This is a genomic window from Flagellimonas cixiensis, from assembly GCF_042134615.1.
Lineage (GTDB): Bacteria > Bacteroidota > Bacteroidia > Flavobacteriales > Flavobacteriaceae > Flagellimonas > Flagellimonas cixiensis.
This window is the reverse complement of sequence record NZ_CP169639.1, coordinates 3,326,046-3,352,621: the sequence shown is the minus strand read 5'-3', so window position 1 is coordinate 3,352,621 and position 26,576 is coordinate 3,326,046. Positions and strand designations below refer to the sequence as shown.

The 26,576-nt window shown below is 40.1% G+C and carries 25 protein-coding genes and 1 other RNA gene; 9 read left to right on the top strand and 17 right to left on the bottom strand.

The annotated features are described in order from the left end of the window. Positions 1 to 44 precede the first annotated feature (44 nt). A complete protein-coding gene (locus ABT310_RS14900) occupies positions 45 to 686 on the top strand; it encodes a protein-L-isoaspartate(D-aspartate) O-methyltransferase (protein WP_375324685.1) in 642 nt (213 codons plus the stop codon). Here ABT310_RS14900 and smpB read toward each other — a convergent pair. Continuing rightward, the gene (gene smpB, locus ABT310_RS14895) at positions 683 to 1,144 is read right to left on the bottom strand and encodes an SsrA-binding protein SmpB (RefSeq protein WP_375324684.1); all 462 of its coding nucleotides are present in this window, start codon (positions 1,142 to 1,144) and stop codon (positions 683 to 685) included. The two genes, ABT310_RS14900 and smpB, sit on opposite strands and share 4 nt — an antisense overlap. 81 nt (positions 1,145 to 1,225) lie before the next feature. Between smpB and ABT310_RS14890 the strand changes: the two genes are divergently transcribed. After that, a complete protein-coding gene (locus tag ABT310_RS14890; RefSeq protein ID WP_375324683.1) occupies positions 1,226 to 1,969 on the top strand; it encodes a DUF6503 family protein in 744 nt (247 codons plus the stop codon). Position 1,970: 1 nt separating this feature from the next. Here ABT310_RS14890 and ABT310_RS14885 read toward each other — a convergent pair whose 3' ends face one another. Next, positions 1,971 to 2,489, bottom strand: a complete 519-nt coding sequence (locus tag ABT310_RS14885; RefSeq protein ID WP_375324682.1) for a histidine phosphatase family protein — start codon at positions 2,487 to 2,489, stop codon at positions 1,971 to 1,973. A gap of 68 nt (positions 2,490 to 2,557) precedes the next feature. Between ABT310_RS14885 and ABT310_RS14880 the strand changes: the two genes are divergently transcribed. After that, the gene (locus ABT310_RS14880; RefSeq protein ID WP_375324681.1) at positions 2,558 to 4,018 is read left to right on the top strand and encodes a PorP/SprF family type IX secretion system membrane protein; all 1,461 of its coding nucleotides are present in this window, start codon (positions 2,558 to 2,560) and stop codon (positions 4,016 to 4,018) included. A 139-nt stretch (positions 4,019 to 4,157) separates the two neighbouring features. Here the strand turns inward: ABT310_RS14880 and ABT310_RS14875 are convergent, their stop codons facing one another. The 5 genes from ABT310_RS14875 to clpB form a co-directional block, all read right to left on the bottom strand. Then, a complete protein-coding gene (locus ABT310_RS14875) occupies positions 4,158 to 4,754 on the bottom strand; it encodes a TetR/AcrR family transcriptional regulator (protein ID WP_375324680.1) in 597 nt (198 codons plus the stop codon). Between the two features lie 176 nt (positions 4,755 to 4,930). Further along, complete coding sequence (locus ABT310_RS14870) at positions 4,931 to 5,995, bottom strand: dipeptidase (protein WP_375324679.1); 1,065 nt, start codon at positions 5,993 to 5,995, stop codon at positions 4,931 to 4,933. A gap of 8 nt (positions 5,996 to 6,003) precedes the next feature. Next, positions 6,004 to 6,471: a RidA family protein gene (locus ABT310_RS14865; RefSeq protein ID WP_375324678.1), complete on the bottom strand. Its 468-nt coding sequence runs from the start codon at positions 6,469 to 6,471 to the stop codon at positions 6,004 to 6,006. Between the two features lie 6 nt (positions 6,472 to 6,477). Next, positions 6,478 to 7,791, bottom strand: a complete 1,314-nt coding sequence (locus ABT310_RS14860; protein ID WP_375324677.1) for a gluconate:H+ symporter — start codon at positions 7,789 to 7,791, stop codon at positions 6,478 to 6,480. Positions 7,792 to 7,971: 180 nt separating this feature from the next. Then, the gene (gene clpB / locus ABT310_RS14855) at positions 7,972 to 10,572 is read right to left on the bottom strand and encodes an ATP-dependent chaperone ClpB (RefSeq protein ID WP_375324676.1); all 2,601 of its coding nucleotides are present in this window, start codon (positions 10,570 to 10,572) and stop codon (positions 7,972 to 7,974) included. Positions 10,573 to 10,714: 142 nt separating this feature from the next. Here clpB and ytxJ point away from each other — a divergent pair, with 142 nt between their 5' ends. After that, entirely contained in the window at positions 10,715 to 11,104 is a 390-nt protein-coding gene (ytxJ, locus tag ABT310_RS14850) for a bacillithiol system redox-active protein YtxJ (protein ID WP_375324675.1), read from the top strand. Between the two features lie 129 nt (positions 11,105 to 11,233). Here the strand turns inward: ytxJ and ABT310_RS14845 are convergent, their stop codons facing one another. After that, on the bottom strand, positions 11,234 to 12,418 hold the full coding sequence (locus ABT310_RS14845) for a hypothetical protein (RefSeq protein WP_375324674.1): 1,185 nt from the start codon (positions 12,416 to 12,418) through the stop codon (positions 11,234 to 11,236). A gap of 249 nt (positions 12,419 to 12,667) precedes the next feature. Between ABT310_RS14845 and glyA the strand changes: the two genes are divergently transcribed. Then, positions 12,668 to 13,942: a serine hydroxymethyltransferase gene (gene glyA / locus ABT310_RS14840; RefSeq protein ID WP_375324673.1), complete on the top strand. Its 1,275-nt coding sequence runs from the start codon at positions 12,668 to 12,670 to the stop codon at positions 13,940 to 13,942. A gap of 19 nt (positions 13,943 to 13,961) precedes the next feature. On the opposite strand, the gene ABT310_RS14835 is transcribed toward glyA, so the two are convergent. The 7 genes from ABT310_RS14835 to ABT310_RS14805 form a co-directional block, all read right to left on the bottom strand. After that, complete coding sequence (locus ABT310_RS14835) at positions 13,962 to 14,618, bottom strand: hypothetical protein (protein WP_375324672.1); 657 nt, start codon at positions 14,616 to 14,618, stop codon at positions 13,962 to 13,964. Positions 14,619 to 14,794: 176 nt separating this feature from the next. Beyond that, positions 14,795 to 15,463 carry a histidine kinase gene (locus ABT310_RS14830; protein ID WP_375324671.1) on the bottom strand — a complete coding sequence of 223 codons (669 nt, stop codon included), beginning with the start codon at positions 15,461 to 15,463 and terminating at the stop codon, positions 14,795 to 14,797. Between the two features lie 29 nt (positions 15,464 to 15,492). Then, entirely contained in the window at positions 15,493 to 17,571 is a 2,079-nt protein-coding gene (locus ABT310_RS14825; RefSeq protein ID WP_375324670.1) for an ATP-binding protein, read from the bottom strand. A 311-nt stretch (positions 17,572 to 17,882) separates the two neighbouring features. Next, positions 17,883 to 18,056: a hypothetical protein gene (locus ABT310_RS14820; protein ID WP_375324669.1), complete on the bottom strand. Its 174-nt coding sequence runs from the start codon at positions 18,054 to 18,056 to the stop codon at positions 17,883 to 17,885. Between the two features lie 139 nt (positions 18,057 to 18,195). Next, positions 18,196 to 18,930: a LytR/AlgR family response regulator transcription factor gene (locus tag ABT310_RS14815; RefSeq protein ID WP_375324668.1), complete on the bottom strand. Its 735-nt coding sequence runs from the start codon at positions 18,928 to 18,930 to the stop codon at positions 18,196 to 18,198. 453 nt (positions 18,931 to 19,383) lie between these two features. Then, on the bottom strand, positions 19,384 to 19,776 hold the full coding sequence (locus ABT310_RS14810; RefSeq protein WP_375324667.1) for an acyl-CoA thioesterase: 393 nt from the start codon (positions 19,774 to 19,776) through the stop codon (positions 19,384 to 19,386). Continuing rightward, a complete protein-coding gene (locus ABT310_RS14805; RefSeq protein ID WP_375324666.1) occupies positions 19,776 to 20,819 on the bottom strand; it encodes a glutaminyl-peptide cyclotransferase in 1,044 nt (347 codons plus the stop codon). Before ABT310_RS14805 ends, ABT310_RS14810 begins: the two co-directional genes overlap by 1 nt. Positions 20,820 to 20,917: 98 nt before the next feature. On the opposite strand from ABT310_RS14805, the gene ffs reads away from it, so the two are divergent. The 3 genes from ffs to fsa all read left to right on the top strand — a co-directional run bounded on the left by ffs (position 20,918) and on the right by fsa (position 22,543). Then, positions 20,918 to 21,016: signal recognition particle sRNA small type (gene ffs / locus ABT310_RS14800), an RNA gene on the top strand. 24 nt (positions 21,017 to 21,040) lie between these two features. Further along, the gene (locus ABT310_RS14795; RefSeq protein WP_375324665.1) at positions 21,041 to 21,850 is read left to right on the top strand and encodes an SDR family oxidoreductase; all 810 of its coding nucleotides are present in this window, start codon (positions 21,041 to 21,043) and stop codon (positions 21,848 to 21,850) included. Positions 21,851 to 21,886: 36 nt separating this feature from the next. Further along, complete coding sequence (gene fsa / locus ABT310_RS14790; RefSeq protein ID WP_375324664.1) at positions 21,887 to 22,543, top strand: fructose-6-phosphate aldolase; 657 nt, start codon at positions 21,887 to 21,889, stop codon at positions 22,541 to 22,543. Between the two features lie 75 nt (positions 22,544 to 22,618). On the opposite strand, the gene ABT310_RS14785 is transcribed toward fsa, so the two are convergent. Next, on the bottom strand, positions 22,619 to 24,007 hold the full coding sequence (locus ABT310_RS14785; protein ID WP_375324663.1) for a TlpA family protein disulfide reductase: 1,389 nt from the start codon (positions 24,005 to 24,007) through the stop codon (positions 22,619 to 22,621). 173 nt (positions 24,008 to 24,180) lie between these two features. On the opposite strand from ABT310_RS14785, the gene ABT310_RS14780 reads away from it, so the two are divergent. After that, positions 24,181 to 25,809 carry an ABC-F family ATP-binding cassette domain-containing protein gene (locus tag ABT310_RS14780; RefSeq protein ID WP_375324662.1) on the top strand — a complete coding sequence of 543 codons (1,629 nt, stop codon included), beginning with the start codon at positions 24,181 to 24,183 and terminating at the stop codon, positions 25,807 to 25,809. Here ABT310_RS14780 and ABT310_RS14775 read toward each other — a convergent pair. Further along, positions 25,806 to 26,522 (bottom strand): hypothetical protein, encoded by a 717-nt coding sequence (locus tag ABT310_RS14775; protein ID WP_375324661.1) that lies wholly within the window; start codon positions 26,520 to 26,522, stop codon positions 25,806 to 25,808. The genes ABT310_RS14780 and ABT310_RS14775 overlap by 4 nt on opposite strands. Positions 26,523 to 26,576 lie beyond the last annotated feature (54 nt).

Genomic DNA, 26,576 nt, shown 5'->3' with positions numbered 1-26,576 from the left:
AATTTTTACGGAACTTTTTAACTTCGTAGCCCAGACCAATTACCATGAAGGATACGCTTAAGCATCGAGGAATGCGCAATAAACTGGCCGAAGTTGTTGCGGCCAAGGGGATTACCAATAAACAGGTGTTAGAGGCCATAAAAACCATACCCAGACATTTGTTTTTGGATAGTAGTTTTGAGGATCATGCGTATCAAGATAAAGCCTTTCCGATTGGTGCTGACCAGACTATTTCGCAACCCTATACGGTAGCATTTCAATCCGAATTATTAGAAGTAAAACCAGGTCATAAAATTTTGGAGATTGGAACGGGGAGTGGATACCAAACTGCTGTTTTATTGCATTTAAAGGCCAAAGTCTATACCATTGAACGGCAACAGGAATTGTTCAAGACCACAAGTTTGTTCTTTAAAAAGATGTACTATCGGCCCAAAAAAATGATTTTTGGCGATGGTTATAAAGGATTGCCCGAAGAGGCCCCTTTTGATGGTATTATTGTTACGGCTGGTGCTCCCGAAGTGCCGAGAGCTTTATTGTCTCAATTAAAAGTAGGAGGCAGGTTGGTGATTCCTGTGGGCGAAAACGAGCAGACCATGACCCTGTTTGTGCGAAAATCGGAAAAGGAATTCGAGAAAAAGGAGTTGGGTGCGTTCCGCTTTGTTCCGTTATTGGAAGACAAAAACTAATTGTTGAAACTTTTTTTGATTCGGGAAAGGTTGCGTTTATTGTCCCTGTCCTTCATGGTCTCCCTTTTATCGTAGAGTTTTTTACCCTTCGCCAATCCAATGTTCACCTTGGCCAACCCTCTATCATTGATGAACAAGTTGAGAGGAACTATGGTGAGCCCAGAAGTAGTTACCTCTTTTCGAAGTTTTTTAAGCTCTCTTTTATTTAATAAGAGCTTTCGTTCGGCCTTGGGTTTGTGGTTGTAGTAACTCCCATGACTGTATTCATCAATCTGCATATTGATGACAAACAGCTCACCCTTATCATTAAACTCACAGAAACTCTGGGAAACGTTCGCCTTACCTAATCGAATGGATTTAATTTCGGTCCCCCCCAGAACAATTCCTGCGGTGTAAGTGTCCAAAATTTCGTAATCGAATCGGGCGCGCTTATTTTTTATGTTGATATTTTGCTGCATTGTGGGCAAAAATATAAACTCTTCGTCAAGAAATTTGTAATGTTGTGACTCTTTTTACGAATTAATAGTAAACCCTCGACTATGAAACAAGTTTTTACCGCACTTTTAGCACTTCTAATTCTTGGATGTAAAGAAAAGACCGAAAAACCCTTGACGGCGCAAGAAATTGTAGATAATTCCATTGCGGATAGTGGTGGAAAACTATATGGTTCGCACAAGACCTCCTTTGTTTTTAGAGACAAGACCTATACCTACGGCCGTGAAGATGGTAAAACTGTTTTAAGACGCATTACGGTGTTGGATACAGCCACGATTACCGATGTGAAATTGCCCAACGGTTTTGAGCGATACATAAACGATTCGTTGGTGGCGGTTCCTGATTCCATGGCAGTACGCTATTCCAATTCGGTGAATTCGGTGCATTATTTTGCCCGATTGCCGTACGGGTTAAACGATGCTGCGGTAAACAAAGAACTTTTGGGCAAAGAAACCATCGGTGATAAGGAATTTTATAAAGTAAAGGTGACTTTTGACCAGCAAGGTGGTGGAGATGACTACGAAGACACTTATGTGTATTGGTTTGATATGGAATCGTTTAAGCCTGAGTACTTAGCCTATGACTTTCATGTGAATGGCGGTGGGCAACGATTCCGTAAAGCATACAATGAGCGCTATGTAAACGGCATTCGTTTTGTGGATTACGAAAACTACAAGCCCAAATCAGAGGGTTCGGAAATCTTGGGAATAGGACAACTTTTTAATAAAGGTGAATTGGAACTGCTTTCCAAAATTGAATTGGAGGATATTAAGGTAGAAAAATATTGATTTAATCAATTTTCAAACGAATATCGGTAGGTGCTCCATCAATTATCCGAACGATAAATAGGCTCCCGTTGTCGTTATCGTCCATGGAGTTGTACTTCTCAATACCAATCATTTTATTCACCAAGTCAGGGGTAGTGTTACTGTGGCCTACCACCAGCACATTTTTACCTTCATGCTCTAGTTTAAATGCCTCGGGATCAAATGCTCTAGGGTCATAATATTTAACGTCGATATCTTTTTTGATGGAAGTAGGTGCAGCGGTCATAGTGGTGCGCTCGTAATTGGTCGAATAAATCATATCCAAGGCGATGGGGTCGAACACTTCGGCCCATCTTATCGCGCGGTCCAATCCATCTTGATTTAGCTCGGGGTCTGGATTTTCAGGGTCGGTACGGTCCTTTTCTGCATGTCGAATAAAATAGTAGGTGGATATTACTGGATCAATTTTCGTATCTTTTTTGCAGCTGACGCTACCAACGAGTATAATTGCAAGCGCAATCAGAGGTTTGATGGTTCGCATAGTTCTATTCTAAAAGGTTCCCGTGTTTAATTTGATTTAAAAGTAACGTTTAATTTTCATTTTATCGTATGCTAAAGTTTTTGGTATGCATTTGTACACTGTCTTTTAGTGCCATAATTTGGGGGCAAGAAGTTGCGTTGCCATCCGATTTTAGGCAACATTCCTTAACGCAATTCAATGCCAGTTTATGGAACCCAACCTATGCACTTGATTGGAATCAACCGAATGCAGTTTCCCTTTGGTCACGCTGGCAATGGCAATCCATTGATGGTGACCCTACCAGTATTTTCCTTAATTATACCCATGAATTACATGCCAATGCGATAGCGGGAATTGGATTTTTGCAGCACAACACAGGAACATTTTTATATACTGGGGCCAATGCCAATTTCGCCAATGTTTTTCAGTTGGATGATAATATTCGGTTGATGGCAGGGCTTAACCTTTTTGCTTTTCAGCAATCTGTGGCCGATGAACAATTTGTACCCATTGATGGAGTTACGGATGCAGAATTGGATGGATACGAAGGTTTTAAAGTGACATTTTCTCCTGGTTTTCGATTGTTTATCAATCAATTTAATGTGGGTTTGGCCTTTGAAAATGCCTTTGGATTTAACATTTCCGGATTGGAGAACGATTCAGCCAACTATTTTAAAACAGTTACGGGAACATTGAGCAATGATTTCCCTATATATGTTTCTGATGGATTGGGAGATAGTTTTGTTCGCCCTGTAGTTTATGTGAAATCAGTTCCCACGGGCGATACGCAGTTTGGATTGAACGGTTTGTTCTCCACTTCCAAGTTTTGGGTTCAAGGAGGATATAATTCCTTTTATGGAATGTCAGGAGGTATAGGAGCAACTATCTCGAATTCATTTTCAATAGGGGGCTTGATGGAGTTTGGCACAGGTTCAGACTTAAAAGATGAAGATTCAACCTTTGAAATATTGCTATCCTATAATTTCAAACCTAAAGAGAAAGAAGTTGTGGAGAAAGTGGTAGAGGAGGTGGATACTGATGCGGAGGAGTTGGCCAAAGCAGAAGCACAAGCAGAAAAGGAAAGACTTGCTCAAGCTGAAGCTGTAAGATTGGAACAAGAAGCCTTGGAACAGCAACGATTAGCGCAATTACAGCAAGAGAAAGATTCTTTAGCGCAGTTAGAACAAGGTAGGTTGGCTTTGGAGCAAGAAATGCAGCGTAAGCAGGACAGTATTACGGCCTTACAAAATCAAAAAGTGGTGCTTCAGGACAATGAAAAATATGAGGAAGTTGAAAGTGAAGATGGTTTGGAACCAGGTTTTTATTTGATTGCCAATGTGTTTGGTACCCAAAAGTATTTCCAGAGCTTTATGAAAACGCTTAAGGACAAGGAATTGGAACCTAAATCATTTTATCGCAGCTTAAACAAGTATAATTATGTGTATTTGGCCCGTTATAATTCAATGGATGAAGCCCGAAAAGCTAGGGATAGCAATTTCTTCGGAAAATACCCTGATAAAACTTGGATCTTTAGGGTAAAAGGCGAATAAACAAGTTGGAATTACGCTGTTGAAAGTCGAAATATTAAAGGTGAAGGATTCTTTATTACAGACATCAGACAGCGTATATCAGACTTATAAATATCTGACAATCAGATTGTAAAACATCCAAGGGTCAATAGGTGCTGACTTATTTCTTAATCTCTTGTTTGAGCAAATACTCTAAATACGTCATGGTATTCATCAAATACTTTCGGTCTCTGGTCATGGTACTCATGGCAACCGCCCCTTGAATCATGGTGTAGAATTGTTTGGCAAACTGCAAAGGAGGAACTGAAAGTCGAATTTCGTTCTCTTTGGCCCCATTTTCCAATACCAAAGCAATTTTACCCTCAATATCCTTAATGGTTTCTTTTGCTGCTGCAGCCAATTGGGTGTTGTTGGCCTGTGCATCCACACCCACATTCAAAATAGGGCAGCCTCCTAAAGGCAAAGTAAAAATGTCGTATTGTTTATAAAACTCCAGAAGAGAAAAGAGTTTATCGAGTGCCGTGTCACCCGCTTCAAGTTTATTGTCTATAGTTTTGAGCAACAAGTTGCGATGGTATTCAAAGGCAGAAAGGGCCAATGCTTCCTTGTTCTCAAAATTTCCGTAAATGGCACCCTTGGTTAAACCGGTTGCTTCGGTAAGGTCGCTCATGCTGGTGCCCACATAGCCAAACTTATTAAAAAGTGGCGCCACAGTCTCAATTATATAAGCTGTGGTTCTTTCAGCTTTCTTGGTCATGTTAAAAGGGTTGGTGTTGGTTTTCCCAAGATAGAAAAAAATAGATACTGTGCGGTATTAAAAAAAACAAAAGCCTATATTTTAACAGGTTCCTTGTTTTTTTGGGTCAAAATTTAAGAGTAACGTAGTATATCTTTCTTAAGAAAATGTGCAGATGTTTAAATGTACCGCACGCATCAAGACCAAACTTTTCTTAAGAAATCAATGAAATTTTGATTCATGATTTTTTCAATATCAAAAGGGTCATAACCACGTTTTTTCAAAAGATCTGAAATTTTCTGAAGATCGGCAATGGTGTCCAAATCCCATGGACTTTGTTCTTTCCCAAACGCGCCATCCAAGTCTGTTCCAATACCAACATGATCAGTGTTCCCTGCCAGTTGGCAAATATGGTCAATGTTGTCGATAGCTATTTCCAAGGTCACGTTCATTTCTTTTGGGGTTGATTTTCCGCGAACCCAGTTTGGGACCATCATCCAGGCATCCAAAGCCACCCCGATTACAGCATCCCTTTTAATAAGTGCTTTGATTTGTTCATCGGAAAACTGACGATTGTGGTTCACCAATGTTCTACAATTGTTATGGCTGGCCCAAACAGGTCCATTGTAAACCTCCATGGTTTCCCAAAAACTTTTATCACAAAGGTGGGTAGCATCCAAGATGATGTTTAACGCCTCCATTTTTTTGAGCAAATCCCTTCCTTTTTGACCAATACCTCCAACCGAATCTGTTCCATGTGCATATATGCCAGGTCCGTAATGAGCGGGGCCGATTGCTCTTAGCCCAGATTCATATGATTTTTCCAAATAACTTAAATCCACTATAGAATCTGCTCCTTCCAAACTTAAAATGTATCCAATCGGTTTATGGGGAGCATCGGTTTTCCAAAGTTTGAGGTGGGCCTCCAAGCCTTCAATGTTCTTGATTTGAATCATTTCGCCTGCGGCTTCCATGGTCTTATACCAAGCCAATTGCCCTTGCGTTTGGGCCCACGCCTGATGTTGGGATTGCCAACCGGGTAGCGGACTGCCTTTTTTTACATAACGGGCAATTTGAGTGGCCATGCAAAGACCTATGTTTCCTTCTCGCATGGCTTCGAGGGAAACCGTATTCTTGCCGCGGTCGGGTTTATCATCCATTCCCTTTTCACGCTCTCTAATTTCGGAAACGGACAGCCTAAGGTCCCTGTTCCACTCCAAAGCGTTCATGGCAAGGTCCAAATGGGCATCAAATATAAACATGTGAGACGCTATTGATGAAGTTCAAATATAGCTTCAATTTCTACCGCTATGTTATTGGGTAGCATCATGCCAACGGCACTTCTAGCCCCAATACCGTTCTCTTTTCCAAAGATATCCGCCATCAATTCACTAAAACCATTGATCACATAGGGTTGCTTTCCAAAGTCTGGTGTACAGTTGACCATGCCCAACACTTTTACCATTCTTTTTATTTTGTCCAAGCTTCCAAAATGGGTGGTAATGGTGGACAACATGGTCAATCCTACCTGCCTAGCCGCTAATTTGGCCTGGTCTTCATCAAGGTCGTGTCCTGCACGGCCAATCATCAATGAACCATCCAGATTCACAGGGCCTTGGCCCGACACGTATAGAAAGTTATCAACTACTAGAATAGGTCTATAAACGCCAGCGGGAGGCGGTGCAGGAGGGAGTTGAAGGTTCAATTCCTCAACTCGTTTTGAAGGTGAAGTGTTCATATGTAATTAGATTATTGTGCTTAAAACCAGAACTCCAATGAGTCCCATAATGCCCACCAAAGTTTCCATAACGGTCCATGTGGATAGGGTTTCCTTTACCGAAAGATTGAAATATTCCTTGAACATCCAAAATCCGGTATCGTTGACATGTGAGAGCATTAAACTTCCAGACCCAATGGCCAAAACCATCAATTCTGGGCTGGTTCCGGTCCCTGATGCCAATGGCAGTGCAATTCCAGCGGCCGTTAACCCTGCAACTGTGGCCGAACCCACACTTACACGAATAGCTGTAGCAATGAGCCATGCCAAAATTAAGGGTGATATGCTAGAGCCTTTTAAACTGTCGGCAATATAGTCACTGACATGGCTATCTATCAACACCTCTTTAAGGGCTCCTGCACCGGCAATGATCAATAAAATCATGGTAATACTGGAAACGGATGACGAAATGGAATCCATGAGTGTTTTCATATCCTTGCCTTTGGCAATACCTAGGGTGTAAATGGCCAACAAAACGGAAATCAAAAGGGCAATCACAGGATTCCCAATAAAGGTAAGGATGTTTCTGAGCAGTCCTTCTTCCAGAAAACTTTCAGCCACAATCGCAATCCCAATCAATAATATTGGAGAAAGCGCTGTAAAAATACTTGTAAAAGTAGAGGGTAGCTCCTCCTTGGGAATAATATTGGGATTGTAAAATTCTTTAAGTGGTTTAGCTTCCACATTTTTAATAGTTCTCGCAAAAAGTGGACCGGCCACAATAATGGCGGGTACCGCAATAATGAGCCCGTACATGAGTGTTTTGCCAATATCCGCGTTGAACATGGCGGCAATGGCTGTTGGTGCAGGGTGGGGAGGAAGGTATCCATGGGTTACCGATAAAGAAGTCAGCATGGGCAGCCCAACATAAAGTAACGGAAGCCCTGTTGAAATTGCTACCGTAAACACTAAGGGAATCAGGATTACAAATCCGACAGAATAGAACATGGGGATTCCAACGATGAAACCGGTGACCACCATGGCCCATTGTACGTGTTTTACTCCAAATTTGGCCACGAGTTGGGTGGTGATCTGTTGTGCTGCACCACTATCGGCGACCAATTTCCCCAACATGGCGCCAAGCCCCAGAATCAATACTAAAAACCCTAAGGTGTTACCAATTCCTCGCTGAATGGATTCCACCAAACTTCCCAATTCCATACCTTGAAAAATGCCCACGAAAAGACAAACTATAATGAAGGCAAGGAAGGCGTTGAGTTTAAACTTGGCAATTAAAAGAAACAGCAGGAGTATACCTAGAACGGCAATTAGAATTGGCATATTTGGATGGTTGTTTTTGGCTAAAATTTATGTGTTGAAGGCTAAAATAAGGATTTAAATGTAATAGCATACGATAGTTGCGAATTTCTAAAACTTGAATTAAAAAATATGATATAACTAAAAATCCCCTTCCCAAATATTGCGGGAAGAGGATTTTATCACTGAAAGTTATTTGGTAAATCACTCTACCAATTGATCTTGATTTCTGAAGACTAATTCATCATCAAAAGAGTCTAGAAGCACTATGCTCTCTGATTTTATTTTGCCTGCCAATAACTCCTTCGATAGGCTGTTAAGCACTTCTTTTTGAATCAAACGTTTTACAGGTCTTGCACCATATTGAGGATCGTATCCCTTCTTCGCTAAATAATCTATAGCTTCTTGGGTGGCCTCCAAAGTAATGTGCTGCTTGGTCAACATTTTCTTCAATGCATTGAGTTGAAGCTCCACAATATTCTTAATGTCTTCCTTGCTCAATGGAGCGAACATGATGATATCGTCTATCCGGTTCAAAAATTCTGGGCGAATGGTTTGTTTCAACAAGCCCATCACTTCAATTCTAGCTGCATCCGAAGCAGTTTCTAAATCCTCCAAGTTTTCAAACTTTTCTTGGATAATGTGGCTACCCATATTGCTTGTCATTATAATGATGGAGTTTTTGAAATCTGCCACACGGCCTTTGTTGTCGGTCAATCTACCTTCATCCAACACTTGTAATAAAATGTTGAAGGTGTCTGGATGTGCTTTTTCAATTTCATCCAACAAAATAACGGAGTAGGGCTTCCTTCGTACTGCTTCAGTCAACTGTCCACCTTCATCATAACCTACGTATCCCGGAGGGGCACCTACCAATCGGCTCACGGAGTGACGTTCTTGGTATTCACTCATATCTATCCTAGTGATGGCATTTTCATCATCGAATAAATAAGCCGCCAAGGTTTTGGCCAACTCGGTTTTACCAACCCCGGTTGTACCCAAGAAAAGGAACGAACCAATAGGCTTTTTCTGATCTTGGAGACCTGCACGACTTCTACGGATAGCATCGGATACGGCAATAATGGCCTCGTCTTGCCCAACCACGCGTTGGTGTAGGACATTTTCCAACTTCAACAGTTTTTCGCGCTCACTTTGCATCATCTTGTTCACTGGAATCCCAGTCCATTTGGCAACAACTTCTGCAATATCCTCGTAGGTTACTTCCTCTTTGATCAAGGTGCCAGCGGTTTGCTGAGCGGCCAGTTCATCTTGTAACTTTTCCAAGGTCTCTTGTGCCTCCTTGATTTTTCCGTATCGAAGTTCCGCTACCTTTCCATAGTCGCCATTACGCTCGGCACGTTCGGCTTCCATTTTATAGTTTTCAATATCTTCTTTGGTTTTTTGGATATTGTCCACCACAGTTTTTTCACTTTCCCACTTGGCAAAGATTTCGTTGCGCTCTTCTTTCAAATTGGCCAGCTCCAAGTTCAAGGTTTTTAATTTATCCTTGTCGTTTTCCCTTTTAATAGCCTCTGTTTCAATTTCCAACTGCATGATTCTTCTGTCCAGCACATCCAATTCTTCGGGTTTGGAGTTGATTTCCATACGCAGTTTGGAAGCGGCCTCGTCCATTAGGTCAATGGCCTTGTCGGGCAAAAATCGGTTGGTGATGTATCGTTGCGATAGCTCTACGGCTCCGATAACGGCCTCATCCTTAATACGTACTTTGTGGTGGGCCTCATATTTTTCCTTGATACCTCTCAAAATCGAGATGGCACTCTCGGTATCGGGCTCATCTACCAATACTTTTTGGAACCTACGCTCCAATGCTTTGTCCTTTTCAAAATATTTTTGGTATTCGTCCAGAGTGGTTGCTCCGATGGCTCTCAATTCACCTCTGGCCAAGGCAGGTTTCAGGATGTTTGCGGCATCCATGGCACCTTGTCCACCACCAGCACCTACCAAAGTGTGAATTTCATCAATAAACAATACAATGTTACCGTCAGAAGAGGTTACTTCCTTAATGACGGCTTTTAAACGCTCTTCAAACTCCCCTTTGTATTTGGCGCCGGCAATCAAGGCCCCCATATCTAAGGAATAAATAATTTTATCCTTTAGGTTTTCAGGTACATCCCCTTGAACGATTCGGTGGGCCAAACCTTCAGCGATGGCGGTTTTACCCACACCGGGTTCACCTACCAACATGGGGTTGTTCTTGGTTCTACGTGATAAAATCTGCAACACTCTACGAATTTCTTCATCACGACCGATTACAGGATCCAATTTGCCGCTATCGGCCATTCGGTTCAGGTTGTTTGCATATTTATCCAAGGAATTATAGGTCTCCTCCGCACTTTGCGAAGTCACCTTTCCGCCTTTCCGCAGTTCTTCGATAGCTGCTTTAAGGTCTTTTTCAGTTACCCCTTGGTCTTTGAGTATCTGCGCAATTTTACTCTTGGATTTGAATATGGCCATGATCAAATGTTCAATGGATACATATTCATCACCTAGGTTTTTGGCAATAATACTTGCTTCGTTTACCGTTTTGCCTGCTTCTCTTGATAGCATAATGTCCCCTCCAGAAACTTTGGCAAAGCTCTGTAGTTCTTTGTCCAAGATTTGTTGGAGCAGGTTGGTGTTCACATTCAATTTTTTAAGAATAAATGGGAGCACGTTTTCATCCACCTCGCCAATGGCCTTGAACAAGTGTTCGTTTTCTATTTGTTGATGCCCAAACTCTTGGGCCAACTGTTGGGCCCTTTGAATGGCTTCTTGTGATTTTATGGTAAAATTATTAAAGTTCATAGTCTTTGTTTTTCTCTATAATGTCAACAACCCTACCAGAAGAGCTGCACAGTCAAAATGTCGCTAAAACTCTTGAAATACAAGACATTTCGTCAGTTGTAAGGTTATTTTTTCTTCTCGACTTATCCTGTAAATTTGTGTTATGGGAATATTTGACAGTGTTTTCGGAAAGAAAGAGAAAACAGCCAAAGAAAAGAACGAATTGCCATGGATTCCTTTGGAATCTTTGGAGCAATTGGAAGAAATCAAGGAAAAATCAAAAGATAGAACCCAAGTGGTTTACAAGCATTCTGTTACTTGTGGAATCAGCAGTATGGTCTTAAAAATGTTTACGGGATCCTACGATACGGATACCGAATGTGACCTATATTTTTTAAAGATTCAGGATCATAGAGCTATTTCAAGTGCTGTTGCCCAAACTTTTGATGTCATCCACGAATCACCACAATTATTGATTATAAAAGGTGGTAAGGTAGAGCTTTCAAAATCGCATGGTGCTATTTCCAGTGTAGATTTAAAGGACTACCAATAAAAAAAGCCCTGATTTACATCAGGGCCTTTATTTATAATGAGAATTTGTCACATCGAGCCTTTCGACTTCGCTCAAGATAAACTTAAGTCGAGATGTTTTTTGTTCTCGACTGCGCTCGAACTGACTTGCCTAATTAAATTGATATTGTGAGACAATGCCCTTAAGTCTAGTTTTTAGGTCTTCTCCAGCGTCGTAAACCATTTGCTCGTTGGATGGAAATGGAACTTCCCTTGCATCCAAATACAATAAAAGGTCGTTTTCCAAAGCTCTTTTATCGCCTTGGTAGTTGGCAAAGATGTGTTCGAACACAAAGTTGCTGGAAAGGGGGTAGGAATTGATTTCTTGATTGGTCCTTAAATCTGTAAAACTCACCTTGGCACCAATCTGTGCAGTTTTTGTTTGGGTAAATTGATAGAATTTGGCTTGGACTGTTCTCATTTTGTCCACTTTAATATTGTTGCCCAAACTATCTTTTACTGCATTTCCGTTGGCATCCAACAAGTACTCCCAACCATCTTTAATTTGTCTTTCCTTAATGATCTGGGTTTCGTTAATGCGCTCTGGTGAAATGTTAATTTCCATAAAATCCACGTTCATAGCATAATCATAGTCAACGTTGGCCAAAGGATTGGTGTGGTACTGCAACCAGAAATTGTCAATTCCAAAAGCATTGAAATCCAATAGCTCGGTTTCCAAACGCTCTGGGATAATTTGTTGGGTTTGGTTGGCAATATCAACTCGTACAAACTCCAAACCTTTATTATAGGCTTCATCCATTTTGGCAACCGTTTCTCTATACCCTGGATTAATTTCCTGAAGGTATTTTAAATCCTCATAAGCAGTTCTATAGTCGGTTTTGTATTTGGCTGTGGCCAGCAAGTTGAGGGCATTACCATACAAGTGCTCGGATAGATCATCCTTGGTGTTCAAAATCTTGTTGTCGTAATTTACAAATTTGAAATTTGCATTCCTGCCTTCTTCAACAATATAAAGTGGAAGCAGTGGCTTAATGCGCTCTTGGGTTTGCTTCAACTGTTGATATTTGTTGTAAATGGTTTCCAAATTCGCTGGGTTGCCATCGTTTTGAAGAAAAGCAATTTGCTGTAGTTCACGTTCTGTGTTTTTGGCAAACGCTTCTTCAAGCAGGTAGATATATTCCTGATGCCCTTTTTTGGTTTTGTTGTCGGCCAAATTTTTAATGGCCTTGTTCATGGCCGTGGCATAGTTGCCCGTGTTAATGGCCTCTTGGGTTTTCTTAACACCACCACAGGCGCTAAGTATCACAATTGCGGTTAAAAGTAGAAGTTTTTTCATACCGGTCAATTTTATGGTTTGATTTGTGGGATTCAATAGCTGTGCCAAATTTTTCTACCCTATAAACGAAAAAAGATAAATGGTAGTATAATTAAGATGAAAAGCCTTGGTTTTATGAAGGTTTATAAAGTTTTTAATCCCTCACATAATTGTTAATTTCTGTTTGATAAAATTGGGGTGGAATCAAAAAATTATTGCCTTAAATCCCCTTTGTATTTGTAATTTTACCGCTCATAAAATAAAATAGGAATGCAACGAGACCACAAGATTTTTGAATTAATAGCGGAGGAGAAAGAAAGACAGGTTGAAGGTATAGAATTGATAGCTTCGGAAAACTTTACCAGTCCGCAGGTAATGGAAGCCGCTGGCTCTGTTTTGACCAATAAATATGCTGAGGGATATCCAGGAAAACGCTATTATGGTGGTTGTGAAGTTGTAGATCAAGTGGAGCAGTTGGCCATTGATCGCGCCAAAGAACTTTTTGGTGCTGAATACGCCAATGTGCAACCTCACTCAGGTTCACAGGCCAATGCATCGGTGTACCACGCTTGTTTGCAGCCAGGGGATACTATTTTAGGTTTCGATTTGTCTCATGGTGGACACTTGACCCATGGTTCTCCCGTGAATTTTTCCGGAAAACTTTATAATCCTGTTTTTTATGGGGTAGATGAGGAGACTGGAATGTTGAATTATGATAAAATCCAAGAGATTGCCGAAAAGGAGAAACCCAAATTGATCATTGCGGGTGCTTCTGCTTATTCCCGTGATATGGATTTTAAACGTTTCCGTGAGATAGCCGACAGTGTTGGCGCAATTTTGGTAGCCGATATTTCACACCCTGCAGGTTTAATCGCCAAGGGAATTTTGAGCGACCCTATTCCACATTGCCATATTGTAACCACAACTACCCACAAAACCTTGAGAGGTCCTCGTGGCGGTCTTATTTTGATGGGAAAAGACTTTGAAAACCCTTTTGGCATCAAATTGAAGAATGGAAATTTGAGGAAAATGTCAGCCTTGTTGGATTTGGCGGTTTTCCCAGGTAACCAAGGTGGTCCGTTGGAACATATTATCGCGGCGAAAGCAGTTGCTTTTGGCGAAGCGCTTTCCGATGATTACTTGCATTATATGATTCAAGTGAAGAAAAATGCCGAGGCTATGGCCAAAGCGTTTATGGCATTGGATTACAAAGTAATTTCTGGCGGCACCGACAATCATATGATGTTGATTGATCTTAGAAATAAAGATATCACAGGTAAGGACGCTGAAAAAGCATTGGAACTTGCTGCGATTACGGCCAACAAGAATATGGTTCCTTTTGATGATAAATCACCGTTCATTACTTCTGGTATTCGTTTTGGAACTTCGGCCATTACCACCAGAGGTTTAAAAGAAGCTGACATGGAAACCATTGTTGGCTTTATCGATGAGGTGATCAAGGATGCCACCAACGAGGAAAAAATAGCCCAGATAAAACAAAAGGTCAACGATTTAATGAAATCGAGACCTTTGTTCAGCGCTTAGTATTGCTTTTGGTTATATTTTATTCGAACAGGAACAAATCCTCTTCATTTAGTTTTTTCTTGCGAAGCGAGTAAATCATAGCTTGGTGTTGGGCATCGGCTTCAAAGTAGAGGCCCCAATAGTTGTAATAGCCCGATTTATTTTTATTGAGTTGATTTCCTTCTATGGGCATATCATCCTCAAAAACAGGTACAAAAATCTCATAGGGCACCTCTGTTAAGCCCTTGGTGTAATACACATAGTGTTTTCCAATTTTGGAGATGATGTTACCTATTTGTTGGGGAATACTTTGCTCATATAGTCTGGATATGATTACGGAAGTTTCCTCAAAATAAAGGGAGAGTTCGGAGATGTCGAATGTACAACTGTTGCTATCGTTGAGCTCTTTCAACGAATTGTTCAATGTGAAGTTTAATGAATTTTCTCTTAGGATCAATGGTTTTCTCCAGTCGCCATTGTTCATATGGTGTAAACAATCATAAAGGCTAAAATTATGGTGAAGATGGATGATCATATCCACTTTTTTGCTTTGTGCATCGTACTTACATTGAAGTTTGGCAGTAGCAAAAAAATCCCGTTCCAACCTTTTGATAAAATCGTCTAGACCCAAAGCGACCTCAAACGTTTTTGGGCCGTCAAATGCAGGGTCGCCATGCTGGTTGTTCGCAAAAGACATGTGAGATTGATTTTAATTTTCTTTTCTCACATAAAATTAAAACGAAACTTTTTCCCAAGGTTGCACGCAATCCTTAAAAATTCTGGGGTTTTTTAGCAGTTTGTAGGTTTTTTTGGTAGTGAAGCCGTAAAACCCACTGTTAAAATTGATTTTCGCCCGTTCTTTTGGATTCCGTCCTAAATAAAACCACGATTTTTTGCGGCAATAATCAAAGCCATATCGTTTTCGTTTTCGGTCCCAAAAAGTGATTTTAAATGACGCTTTCGATTCTCGATGGACGATGCGGATAACCTGATAAATTTCTCTAAATCCTTGTTTTTGGTTCCCTTGGAAAGGTGGTAAAGGATTTGTTTGTCTTTTTCGTCGATTTCCAAATCGTTGGCCATCTTTATTCTTATGGCACCCAATGCTTTTGAGGAGTAGTACGGTGGCGTTGTGATAATGGTCCTTACCGCATCTTCCAAAGTTTTTGGATCTATGTCAGTTTTTACCAAATAACCATCGGGGTCTACGGATTTTAAAATACTGTTTATTCTAAAGTTGTCGCTAAAGGACGACATAAAGGCAATTTTGGTCTCAGGTACGATTTTACGTGCCAAAATGCCCAAATCTTCCCCGGTGAAGGGCTGGTCCTCATTCGGAGCAAACAATTGTACATCTAAAAACAGAATATCATATTTAAAGGAATTAACGGAATCTTCAATCAACTTTTTTCCACTTTCGTAGGTTGTGGCCGTATCCACAATAATGTTATATCCTTCAATTTTTAGCCCTTCCAAAATAAATTTATATCCGAGCATGGTAATCTCATGATCATCTATGGCTAATATTCTAAGTGTGTCCATGTTTTAAGAATAGTTTTTAGGTGTAAGAGTTAGGCATTTATAGGTTCTTGGGGTTCTGAAATATTGGGCTTGACAAATTGCGCAGGAATTAAAATAGAGATGGAGGTCCCTGATCCCTTTACGCTGTCTATATCCAATTTTCCTTTTAATTTTTTGGTTCTAGAAATTATATTTCGAAGACCGATTCCTTTTCGGCCACGGTTCACATCAAATCCGACTCCATCATCTGTAATGGTCAATTTTAAATCGTTGCCCATTCCTAAAAACGTGATGGAAACGTGTTCGCTCTGCGCGTGCTTCACGCAATTCTTTAATGCTTCCTGAATAACGCGATAGGCATTGATTTTAATTTCCCCTTCTAAATTGTCCCATGGTACTTTTTTATCATAAGAAAAGGAACAAGAAATACCGGATGACTGTTCAATGTCGTCTATCAAATCCTCCAAGGATACGATAAAATTATGAAATTTTTCGTAGGAAGAATTGTTCAATTCGTGCGAAATAGTTCTGATTTCTTCCTCAACCACACGTAGTTTTTCAATCAACTCGGCGCGTTGGTTTATCGATGCTTCATCAATACGTCCGTTCAATCCTCCCAAAATGAGGCGAATGCCGAGCATTTCGCCCAAAACACCATCGTGTAGCTCTTCCGAAATACGTTTTTGTTCCAATTGTCTTCCTTCTTCGAACTTACCTTGTTGGGAAAGAAAAAGGTTATAAATTTCTTGGTTGGCCGCTTGTTGTTGTTGTCGGCTGCGCAAACGGTTGTTGTTTATGTAGAGTGCGACTATTACCGTAAGCGTTAAACCAAATATGATCAAGCCGGAAACGGCACTGGCCCAAACTTCCTTTTCTTCGGTAAGCACCTGGTTGGCCTCGATAACTTGGTCTGTTTCCAAGCGGATTCTGGCAAATTTATCCCGCTTGGTACGCTCTTCTTCGCTAATGAGCTTATCCAGTTCATAATATTCATTGGCATAGGCCGCAGCATGGGCCGTATCTAAATTCGTCAATAATTTTAAGGTCTCTAAAGTACGTTCATTATTGAAAGTTTCCATCGCAATGGCTTTGGACTCCTTGGCGACTTCAATGGCTTGGGCGGTATCTCCTTTTGCTGCTAATACTTCAGCATAAAACTGATGGATACGTGCTAAATCTTGGGAATTGCCTCGTTCTTGGTTTACCGAATAGGCCTCTGACAACAGAGCTTCTGCTTCATCAATATTGTTATCCAATTTTAAAATTGAGTAGGCTAAACTGCCCAAAGCCTTTTCATAGGTGCTCTTATTACTTGAATCTTTGTTGTTTACAATTTCTTTAAATAATATTTTGGCTTGGGAGTAATTTTCTTCATTAAAATAAACACTGGCTATATTGTTCCTGTTTTGCCAGACTAATTTTGATTTGTTTTTAGCTTCAAATTTATTAAGGTACTCTTGCGCTATTTGGTAAGCTTCCAATGATTTTTGACTATTGCCCAATCCTTTGGCAAGCACTCCCATTAAATTGTATGAATTGTGAAGTCTAAGATTGTCATCCAAATCATCAAAAATTTTAATGGCTGTGGTCACATTGATTTCGGCCCCTAAATAATCTTGATACGAATCCTGAACTCGGCCCATGCTGTAATACATTCTCGCTCTTAGTGAGCTGGAAGTTGAATCCGCGGGCATTTGTTCAAAATGGGATAATGCTTTTTGAAAATTAAAATAGGCACTATCTATGACGCCATAAGATTGTAGAAAATTAGCCAAGTCCCAATAGGCATAGCCTGAAATTTTTGGTATATTAGATTCTTTAGCAGATTTAATAATTTGTTTATTACTTTCCCTGAAATTGGAGGAATCCTTTAATTTATAATATGCCAGCGAAATTTCTGAAAATTGTTCCAATCTAGTGGTGTCATTCTCAATCGTTGAGGCAATTGTTTTTGCATCTCTTAAATAACCATTTCGGTCTTCATCGGATAACTCTTGGGCTTTTTTTGCAATTTTAATCAAAGCCTGAATCGAGTCTACCTTAGGGTTTGCAATGGCCTGATTACTATTTTTAGGTTTGGAACAGGCCCAAATACAGCAAAAAACAAGTAAGTAGATTCCTTTTTTCAATTGCACTTTTTTTGATGGATAACCAAAGTAACAAAAAAGCCCCAAAACTTATGGGTTTGGGGCTGTGTTCTGTAAGGTTGTTATTTTAAAGTTGCCGAGGATCACTTGCACTGTTTTGCAATCGTAGCAAGCTATTTTTAATACCTCGATCTTTAATTTGATTTTCTATAGTATTGCTTCTGATTCCCTCTAGTAAACTCAAATTGAGGTCATTCTGTGATGAATCTAGAATCTTTTCATCTTTTAAATTAAAAAGAAGAACCAAAATCACTAAAAAGGGGAAAAAGGATTTCAAATGTGTTTTACTTGAATTAGTTCTCACTGCCACGTTCATCAGGAGAAATTTCATCATCATCACTGGCATTTTGGTCAAGGGTCAATTGCTCAAACATGGCCTCGGTTTCCTGTACATCGGTTTCGGCTTCACAAGAGTAGAATCCAACGGTCATAAGGGCTAGGGTAAGAATGGTAAGTACTTTTTTCATAATTGTTGTTTTATGGTGTTAAATATTAGGTCTGTGCAGCTAAAGTATGTAGCCCCTAATAGGTTAAACAACCTTGAGAAAAGTCTTTAGTATTCGTATGGATTCTGCAAGAATTTTGCGGTAATCTGATAGAATTCTGCTAATTAACCGCCTTTACCGCTGTTTTGGAGAGCAAATCTTTAAGGGCATCTATACGGTCCTTATACGTTTTGGAGAAGGGGAGTTCTTCTTCTTGACCGTGGTTGATGGTACAAATGGATTTTCCGTAGTTGATACGGGAAACATACCTGCTGTTCAGGATATAACTTTGGTGCACACGGATAAAATCTTCGGGCAATTTTTCCTCAAAGGATTTTAAGGTTTTAAAAGCACTGACCACACTGCCATCTTTCATAAAGAAGTCGGTAGTGTTGTTGTCCGATTTTAAATAAAGAATGTTTTTGGTGTCCAGATACCTATAATCGTTATAAGATTTAAGGCAAATAGTAGATGGAATATCTTGTTTCGGATGCACCTTTCGCAAGCGTAAAATGGACTTACGGATGTCGAACTCGTTGTGCGGCAAAATCCAATAATCGAAAAAACCACTTTTTATAGCGTTGTAGGCGTACTTTTTGGTTTTTGCATACCCTATTATAATAGGTTGTCTTTGCAAGTATTGGTTCAATTCGGTGACCATCTGAAAATATTCAGGGCCATTTTCGGCCAAATTCACCAGTACCAAATCTGGATTGTATTTTAATATGGAATTAAGCCCTTCGTTTGCATCGGTGGCCACCCCCGCACACACCAAATCTTCATACTCCTCCAAATACAACTGTAGTTGTAATTTTGAGGCAGCGTTGTTGTCAATGATGTTATAGGTGTAATCCATGTGCAATTTGCTGATTGCAAGTTACTAACGCCTTCAAAAAACTCATTGCAGTTTTCCCTTAAAAAAACTATGGGAATATCCCGAAAACAGGTGTTTTTCTTACAAATTCTTATAAAAATTCGTTAATGAATCCCAATAACTAAGAAAATGACACTTTTTGGTTGTAAAATTATTTAAGGTAAAACACCATTGCTTGAGCTACATTTTCAAGCAGTTCAAGTCAAGAATATTTGGGTGTAAAAAGGGAAAGTTTTTGCATGCAGTTGGGCTTTTTGATTTTAGGTTGACCTCTATATTAGTGGAAGTATGGTTAGCATCAAAATCACCAGAGGGTCATACATCGAATAGGGTGTCAATATTCGATAAAATGCACTTAGGTAGTCCTTTTAAGAGGTAAGTGACACAACAACAATACTTTAAAGTAAGTTAAAACAATTTTTAAAGTAAGATATTTCAGTCAAAAAATAATTTATGTACCGCTTCGGGAACTCGTTTGGGGCGGAACGAAACAGCATCCAATAAACACCATTCGGTGGTGGCTTTTACCAATAATTCTCTGGTGTTTTTGTTTTTGATTTCCACGACCCGTGTAGAAATAGGGCCTTTGTTTTGAGCAATGTAGGTGCTGATTTCGATGGTATCGCCCAAAACAGCCGATTTTAGGTAAGAAATATGGTGGTTGCGCACCACCCATATCATTGACTTTCGGATGTCCTCCGTGGTGGCTTTATTCCAATGTTTTTTGCTGATATCCTGAATCCATTCCACATACCTTATATTGTTTACATGGTTTAGGTCATCTAAATCGGAAGGTACAACATCGAAAGATTCCGAATAGTTTTTCATTAGTATTTCTTTTTGATTTTTACCTCAAAAAGCTTGTTCCAGTTTTTACCTGTCACAAAAAAGGTCTCCCGTTCAGGGTGATAGGCTACGCCATTGAGCACGGAATTGACTTTGTCCCATTCAGGCCCCTTATCAACCTGGCTCTCCAAACCACCAAAGTTGACAACGCCTTCAATTACACCCGAAGCAGCATCTATGATCATCATGCTCTGGTTTTGGTACACGTTGGCGTAGAGTTTTCCATCTACATATTCCAATTCGTTGGCTTTGTTAAAAATGGATTTGTTGGTCACGGTTTCAATGTGTCCTTGTTCTTCCAAGGTTTCCGGGTCCAGCAGCCATATTTTTTCTGTGCCATCGCTTTTAAAAATCTTTTCCCCATCATTGCAGAGGCCCCAACCTTCGCGACTTTCACCATAGGTGAAGTTTTTTATTTTCTCGAACGTGTCAACGTCATACACATAACCAAAACCGCTTCGCCACGTGAGTTGATACAACTTATCGTTCATTATGGTAATGCCTTCCCCGAAAATGGTGTTCTCCATGTCAATCTGCTGAAGTATTTCACCAGTTTCAAAGTTTACCATTCTAACGGTGGACGCCCCTTTTTTACCAGTACTTTCATAAAGCACACCGTTGTGAAACTCCAAACCTTGGGTGTAGGCTTTGGGGTCGTGCGGGTAGGTATTGATGATTTCATAAGTGTATACTTCGGGAGAAGTAGCGGCCAAAACCTTTATTTTTTTATCTACTTCAACTGTTTGGTCTTCAATAGTGAACTTTGCGGTTAATATTTTGTTTCCCAAGGTGGGCAGGGCCAAAGTAATTTTACCATTTTGCACAGGCAATTCCTTACCATCTATATAATAATGTAGGTCTGAAATTTCGATGTCTTTCTTATTTTGCAGCGCCACACCAACTTGGTCATTTTGCTGTAATGTTTTGTTCTCCAACTGAATGGCAAAGTTTTTGGCAGGGTCGGCACTCCCACCACATCCCAAAAAGAAAATTAGGAGCCCTAAAAAAGAAAATAATTTCATCATTGTCCTTAATGCTTGAATCATAATAGGTTGTTCAATAATCTCCGAAATTAAGAATGAATTGGGATTGCGACAAATTTAAAAGGTCGTATATTTGCAGTCGGCAAGTCCTACACGACCAGCTCCTGTAGAATCCCCCAGGGCGGGAACGCAGCAAGGGTATACGGTCGTAGCGGTGCGATGTAGGTAGCTTGCCTTTTTTTGTACCCAAAAATCAGATGATCATGGATAAAAAAGTTGTACTGATCACCGGCGGTTCTTCAGGTATTGGCAAATCCATCGGTACATTTTTGACCGAAAAGGGATTTACGGTCTACGGTACTACGCGAAACCCAAAAAACTATCCCGATTTTAACGCTTTTCAACTCGTTCAATTGGACGTGAAAGATGTTGAAAGCATCCAAAAAGCAGTTTCCGAAGTCATTTCCAAAGCTGGAAGGTTGGATGTGTTGATCAACAATGCGGGAGTGGGAATCACAGGACCGATTGAAGAGACCCCGCACGAAGAGATCCTTCATGTTTTCGATACCAATTTTCATGGTCCAGTACACATGATGAAAGCTGTTTTGCCGCAGATGCGTGGGCAGGGAGGGGGAATGATCATTAATGTTACCTCCATTGCTGGGTATATGGGCTTGCCGTACCGAGGGTTTTATTCGGCTACTAAAGGGGCATTGGGATTAATTACCGAGGCACTTCGCATGGAAACCAAAGAGTTTGGTGTTAGCATAACCAATGTTGCCCCAGGTGACTTTGCAACGAACATTGCATCAGGGCGTTACCATTCACCAGTGATAAAGGGTTCTGCTTACGAAGAAAAATATTCACAGACCCTACAGGCTATTAATGATGATGTGGATAGTGGGGGAGATCCAATTGAGGTGGCGGAAGCCGTTTACAAGATTATTCAGCAAAATAATCCTAAAGTGCACCACCCAGTGGGTGCTTTTATGCAAAAATTTTCACTAAAATTGAAAAGTTTGTTACCCGATAAAGTCTACGAAAAGTTGCTCCTCAACCATTATAAGTTGTAATTTTACACTTCTAAAGAATCACTTAAATAGTTAGAAATGAAGTTTTTTATTGATACGGCCAATCTTGATCAAATTAAGGAAGCTCAGGAGTTGGGTGTTTTGGATGGTGTAACAACCAACCCATCCTTGATGGCAAAAGAAGGTATTACCGGAAAAGATAATATCTTAAAGCACTATGTGGACATCTGTAATATTGTAGATGGAGATGTTTCTGCAGAAGTGGTTTCCACCGATTTTGAGGGCATGGTGAGAGAAGGGGAGGAGCTTGCCGAATTGCATGAGCAAATCGTTGTAAAAGTTCCAATGATCAAAGATGGGGTAAAGGCATTAAAATATTTTTCTGACAAAGGTATCCGTACCAACTGTACATTGGTGTTTTCTCCAGGACAGGCATTGTTGGCCGCTAAAGCTGGGGCCACTTATGTTTCTCCATTCTTGGGAAGATTGGACGATATTTCCACCGATGGATTGAACTTGATTTCAGAAATTAGACTGATTTATGATAACTACGGTTTTGAAACCGAAATTTTGGCAGCGTCCATTCGTCACACCATGCACGTTATCGATTGTGCTAAATTAGGTGCCGATGTTATGACAGGTCCATTGTCTTCAATCGATGGTTTATTGAAACACCCATTGACGGATATTGGTTTGGCAAAATTCTTGGAAGATTACGCCAAAGGAAACTCTTAAGGAATAAGAGTTTTAAATATATTGAAGGCCCTGAATTGAAGATTCAGGGTTTTTTTATGGCTGAAACTTAACTTATTAAAGGGAGGTAAAGAGGTTGGCAAAACCATCGACCACAAGAGAGTCTTTTGTGATCACACATTTGTTGAGCCCATCGATGATCATGGCCATTTGAATTTCTTTGAAATTCTCACCATAATACTGTTTTTCTTTATCCAAGCTGTACTGTTTCATCAAATCTTGCCACTGTGGGTAGCTGGTTCTTAGGTTAATGCCCACAAAATTGTGATCGGGGTATTTCTTTTCCAAATCTGAAATTTGTTGGCTTACCTTTCTAAAGTGTCTTTCCTGAGCGGCCGTCCAAAAATAAAATACGGTATTCTTCTTTTTGTTGGTTACATCTTTAATGGAAAGTATGTTGTTTTCAACATCCCTGAGCGATAAATTTGGAATGGTCGTATTTGGTTGAAGGTTTTTTATTCCTTTATATAAAAGGTCAATTTCCTCCTTGTGGGCTTCGTTTTTGGACAAATTGCGGAACTTGTCTATAAAAACAATGGCTTCATCGCTGGGGTTGTGCACTTTCAGCAAATAATCCATGGCAATGTTCCTGAATAAAATGTCACGTAGCTCGGTTTGCTGAACCACACTATCAACCATTGCTAATTTATGGTTGTTAAAGTGCAAACGGTCGCCACCTACTTTTTTCTGCTCTTCGGAACAATTATCCGTGCAATACACATAAGATAGGTTGCCGAAGTGCCACTTCATAAAATCAAAATAAGGTTTAAGATAGGTCAAATCCCTATTGTTGAAATCTAGATTGTTCCAATAACTGTAAAATGAATCGGGAAGATTGTGAAAAGCTTCCTCACCGGTTTCTTTTTTGTGATAGTACGGATATTTTTCCTTTTGAATAAAGGTGTTGTAATCAATGGAGGCTTTGGCCATGGTGAGCTCCCTTGGTGAGAGGGAATTTTCAGGCTCAAAATCCTTTAAATGGTTAATTTGTATAGCGTGTAGTGAATCTATTTTTTGGCTGAATACTTCCGGGTCCAGTTTGTAAAAACTTTGAACAACTGGCTCATCTTTCTCCTGGATAAGGAAAAGTTCAATCAAAAAATTATTGATATCACTGCCTTCTCCAGAATACACCAAAGACTCATCAAACTCAACGGTGTTCAAGCGGGCCAAAAGACTGTCTCCTTCCTTTAAATAAACGTATTGAAGCTCTGGGGTATGGTCAAAATGATAAAGCCCTTCTTCTATGCCTTTTAGGTTAAAGGCAAAGTGATTGTTTTTATCCAGTTTCACGGAATCCACATAAGTGTCATTGTGATATAAAACCACATAATCACTGGTCGGGTTAACAATTTCGCCACCAAAAAATACAGAAGAGTGCTCTGCTGATTGATCAGAGCAAGAAACAATGGACAGTAAGGTGAAGCTGAGTAAAAATCTTACCATATGAGGGAAACCTTCCATTAGGCTACCAAATGTAAGCATACCGTTAAGCCAACTTTGTTAATGGGTCGTTAAATGTTGTTAAAAGGTAACATATTGACGTTCAATTTATATGTCTTTTAATTAGAAATCCGAAAGGTAATTAGCTACTTTTGCACAAAATTAAAGCAACTTACATGTTATCAGTATCCAATTTATCTGTTCAGTTTGGCAAAAGAGTTTTGTTTGATGAAGTGAACGTAACTTTCACTCAAGGAAACTGTTATGGAATCATTGGCGCCAATGGAGCAGGAAAATCCACTTTCTTAAAAATATTGTCAGGACAAATTGATGCCACTTCAGGCCATGTGCATTTGGAGCCAGGTAAACGTATGTCCATTTTGGAACAAAACCACAACGCCTATGATGAATACCCAGTTTTGGAAACTGTGGTGATGGGTAACAAACCACTTTTCAAGATAAAAAAGGAGATTGATGCGCTTTATGCGGACTATACCGATGAAAATGCAGAGAAAATTGGAGAGTTACAGGTTGCTTTTGAAGAAATGAACGGTTGGAATGCCGATAGTAATGCAGCCGCTTTGTTGTCCAATTTGGGTATTACGGAGGATTTGCACTACACCAACATGGCCGATATGGATTCTAAATTAAAGGTACGTGTGCTTTTGGCCCAGGCCTTGTTCGGAAATCCAGACGTTTTGATTATGGATGAGCCTACCAACGACTTGGATTATGAAACCATCAGTTGGTTGGAAAACTTTTTGGCCAATTATGAAAACACCGTTATTGTGGTATCTCACGACAGGCACTTTTTGGATGCCGTTTGTACGAGTATAGCGGATATAGACTTTGGTAAAATCAATTTGTTCTCAGGTAACTATACGTTCTGGTACGAAAGTAGCCAGTTGGCTGCCCGTCAAAGAGCGCAACAGAATAAAAAGGCAGAAGAAAAAGCAAAAGAACTGCAAGAGTTTATTATGCGATTTAGTGCCAACGTGGCCAAGAGTAAGCAAGCCACCTCGCGTAAAAAGATGTTGGACAAACTTAAAGTGGAAGACATTAAGCCATCCAGTAGAAGGTATCCGGCCATTATTTTTGATCGTGACCGTGAAGCTGGAGACCAAATATTGAATGTGGAAAAGCTTTCTGCAACCTCCGAAGATGGGGATTTGTTGTTTAAAGATGTGAACATCAACTTGGCCAAAGGGGATAAAGTGGCTATTTTGTCCAAAGATTCCCGTGCCACTACTGCGTTCTACGATATTGTGAACGGTAAGGTAAAGGCTGATAGCGGTTCTTACCAATGGGGGGTGACCACAAGCCAATCTTATTTGCCTGCCGATAACTCAGAATACTTTAAGGATGATATTAACTTGGTAGATTGGTTACGCCAATGGGCCAAGACCGAAGAGGAAAGAGAAGAAGTATACATCCGTGGATTCTTGGGCAAAATGTTGTTCAGTGGCGAAGAAGCCTTGAAAAAATGCACGGTTTTGTCTGGAGGTGAAAAAGTGCGCTGCATGCTCAGCCGTATGATGATGCTCAGGGCCAATGTTTTGTTACTGGATGAACCTACCAACCACTTGGATTTGGAAAGTATCACAGCATTCAACAATTCCTTGAAAAACTTTAAGGGAACAGTTTTGTTAACCACTCACGATCATGAGTTTGTAAACACCGTAGCCAATAGAATTATTGAATTGACGCCAAATGGCGCAATCGACCGTTACTTAACCTTTGACGATTATATGTCCGATAAATCGATTAAGGAGCAGCGCGAAAAAATGTATTCGGTTACGGCCTAAGCATTAAAATACTTGCTTTTCCAAATAGCGGGATTAAAGTTCTTTCCCAATGCGAATCCGTAGAAAATAACTATGGATGCCAAGCATTTGAACATAAAGAAGTAAATGATCCAGAACTCTGCCGTGGTGTTCTTTTTGGAGAAAAGCCCTTCAGGCACCAATAGTGTGACTAAATAACTGATGGCCAAAACCACTAGTCCGAGGTTTACGATGTTTTTAAATGGCCAAGCAAATAATTTCCGCAAGGGGTGAAGGTCGTTGCCCCATTTATGGATGAGATAAAAGTAATTGTTGCCAATCGGGGCAAACAACAAGGGGTCATCCTTGTCTTCCAATCGAAATAAACGGGAGGGAGCCATAATTTTAAAACCTTGGATGGTGGTGTTATGTGCTGCCTCTAAATGTTTGATTTTGGTAATGGCTTCTTGCGGAATTTCTCCTTTAAAATAGGAACTGTCCAAAAAGCGTAAGCGATAATCAATGCAAATCTTCTTGATTTGATCAATATGAAAGATGTTGGAAGATTTTAAAAGATCAAAATCAAACTCATTGCTCAGGGAGTAGTTTTTTGAATCTAAAGTGGCTGAAATCTTTTCCTCTTTAAGCTGTTCCTGTTGCAGAATAGCTTCAACTTCAGCTAAAATTTGAGCCTCGCCACCACTTATATGCTGTTCCTTACGTAATAAATTTTCAATGTTTGTTTTTGCTAACATCTTTTCTTTTTCTTAGTAATTCACTCAAATTTAATGAATTGAATTTTTCAATCC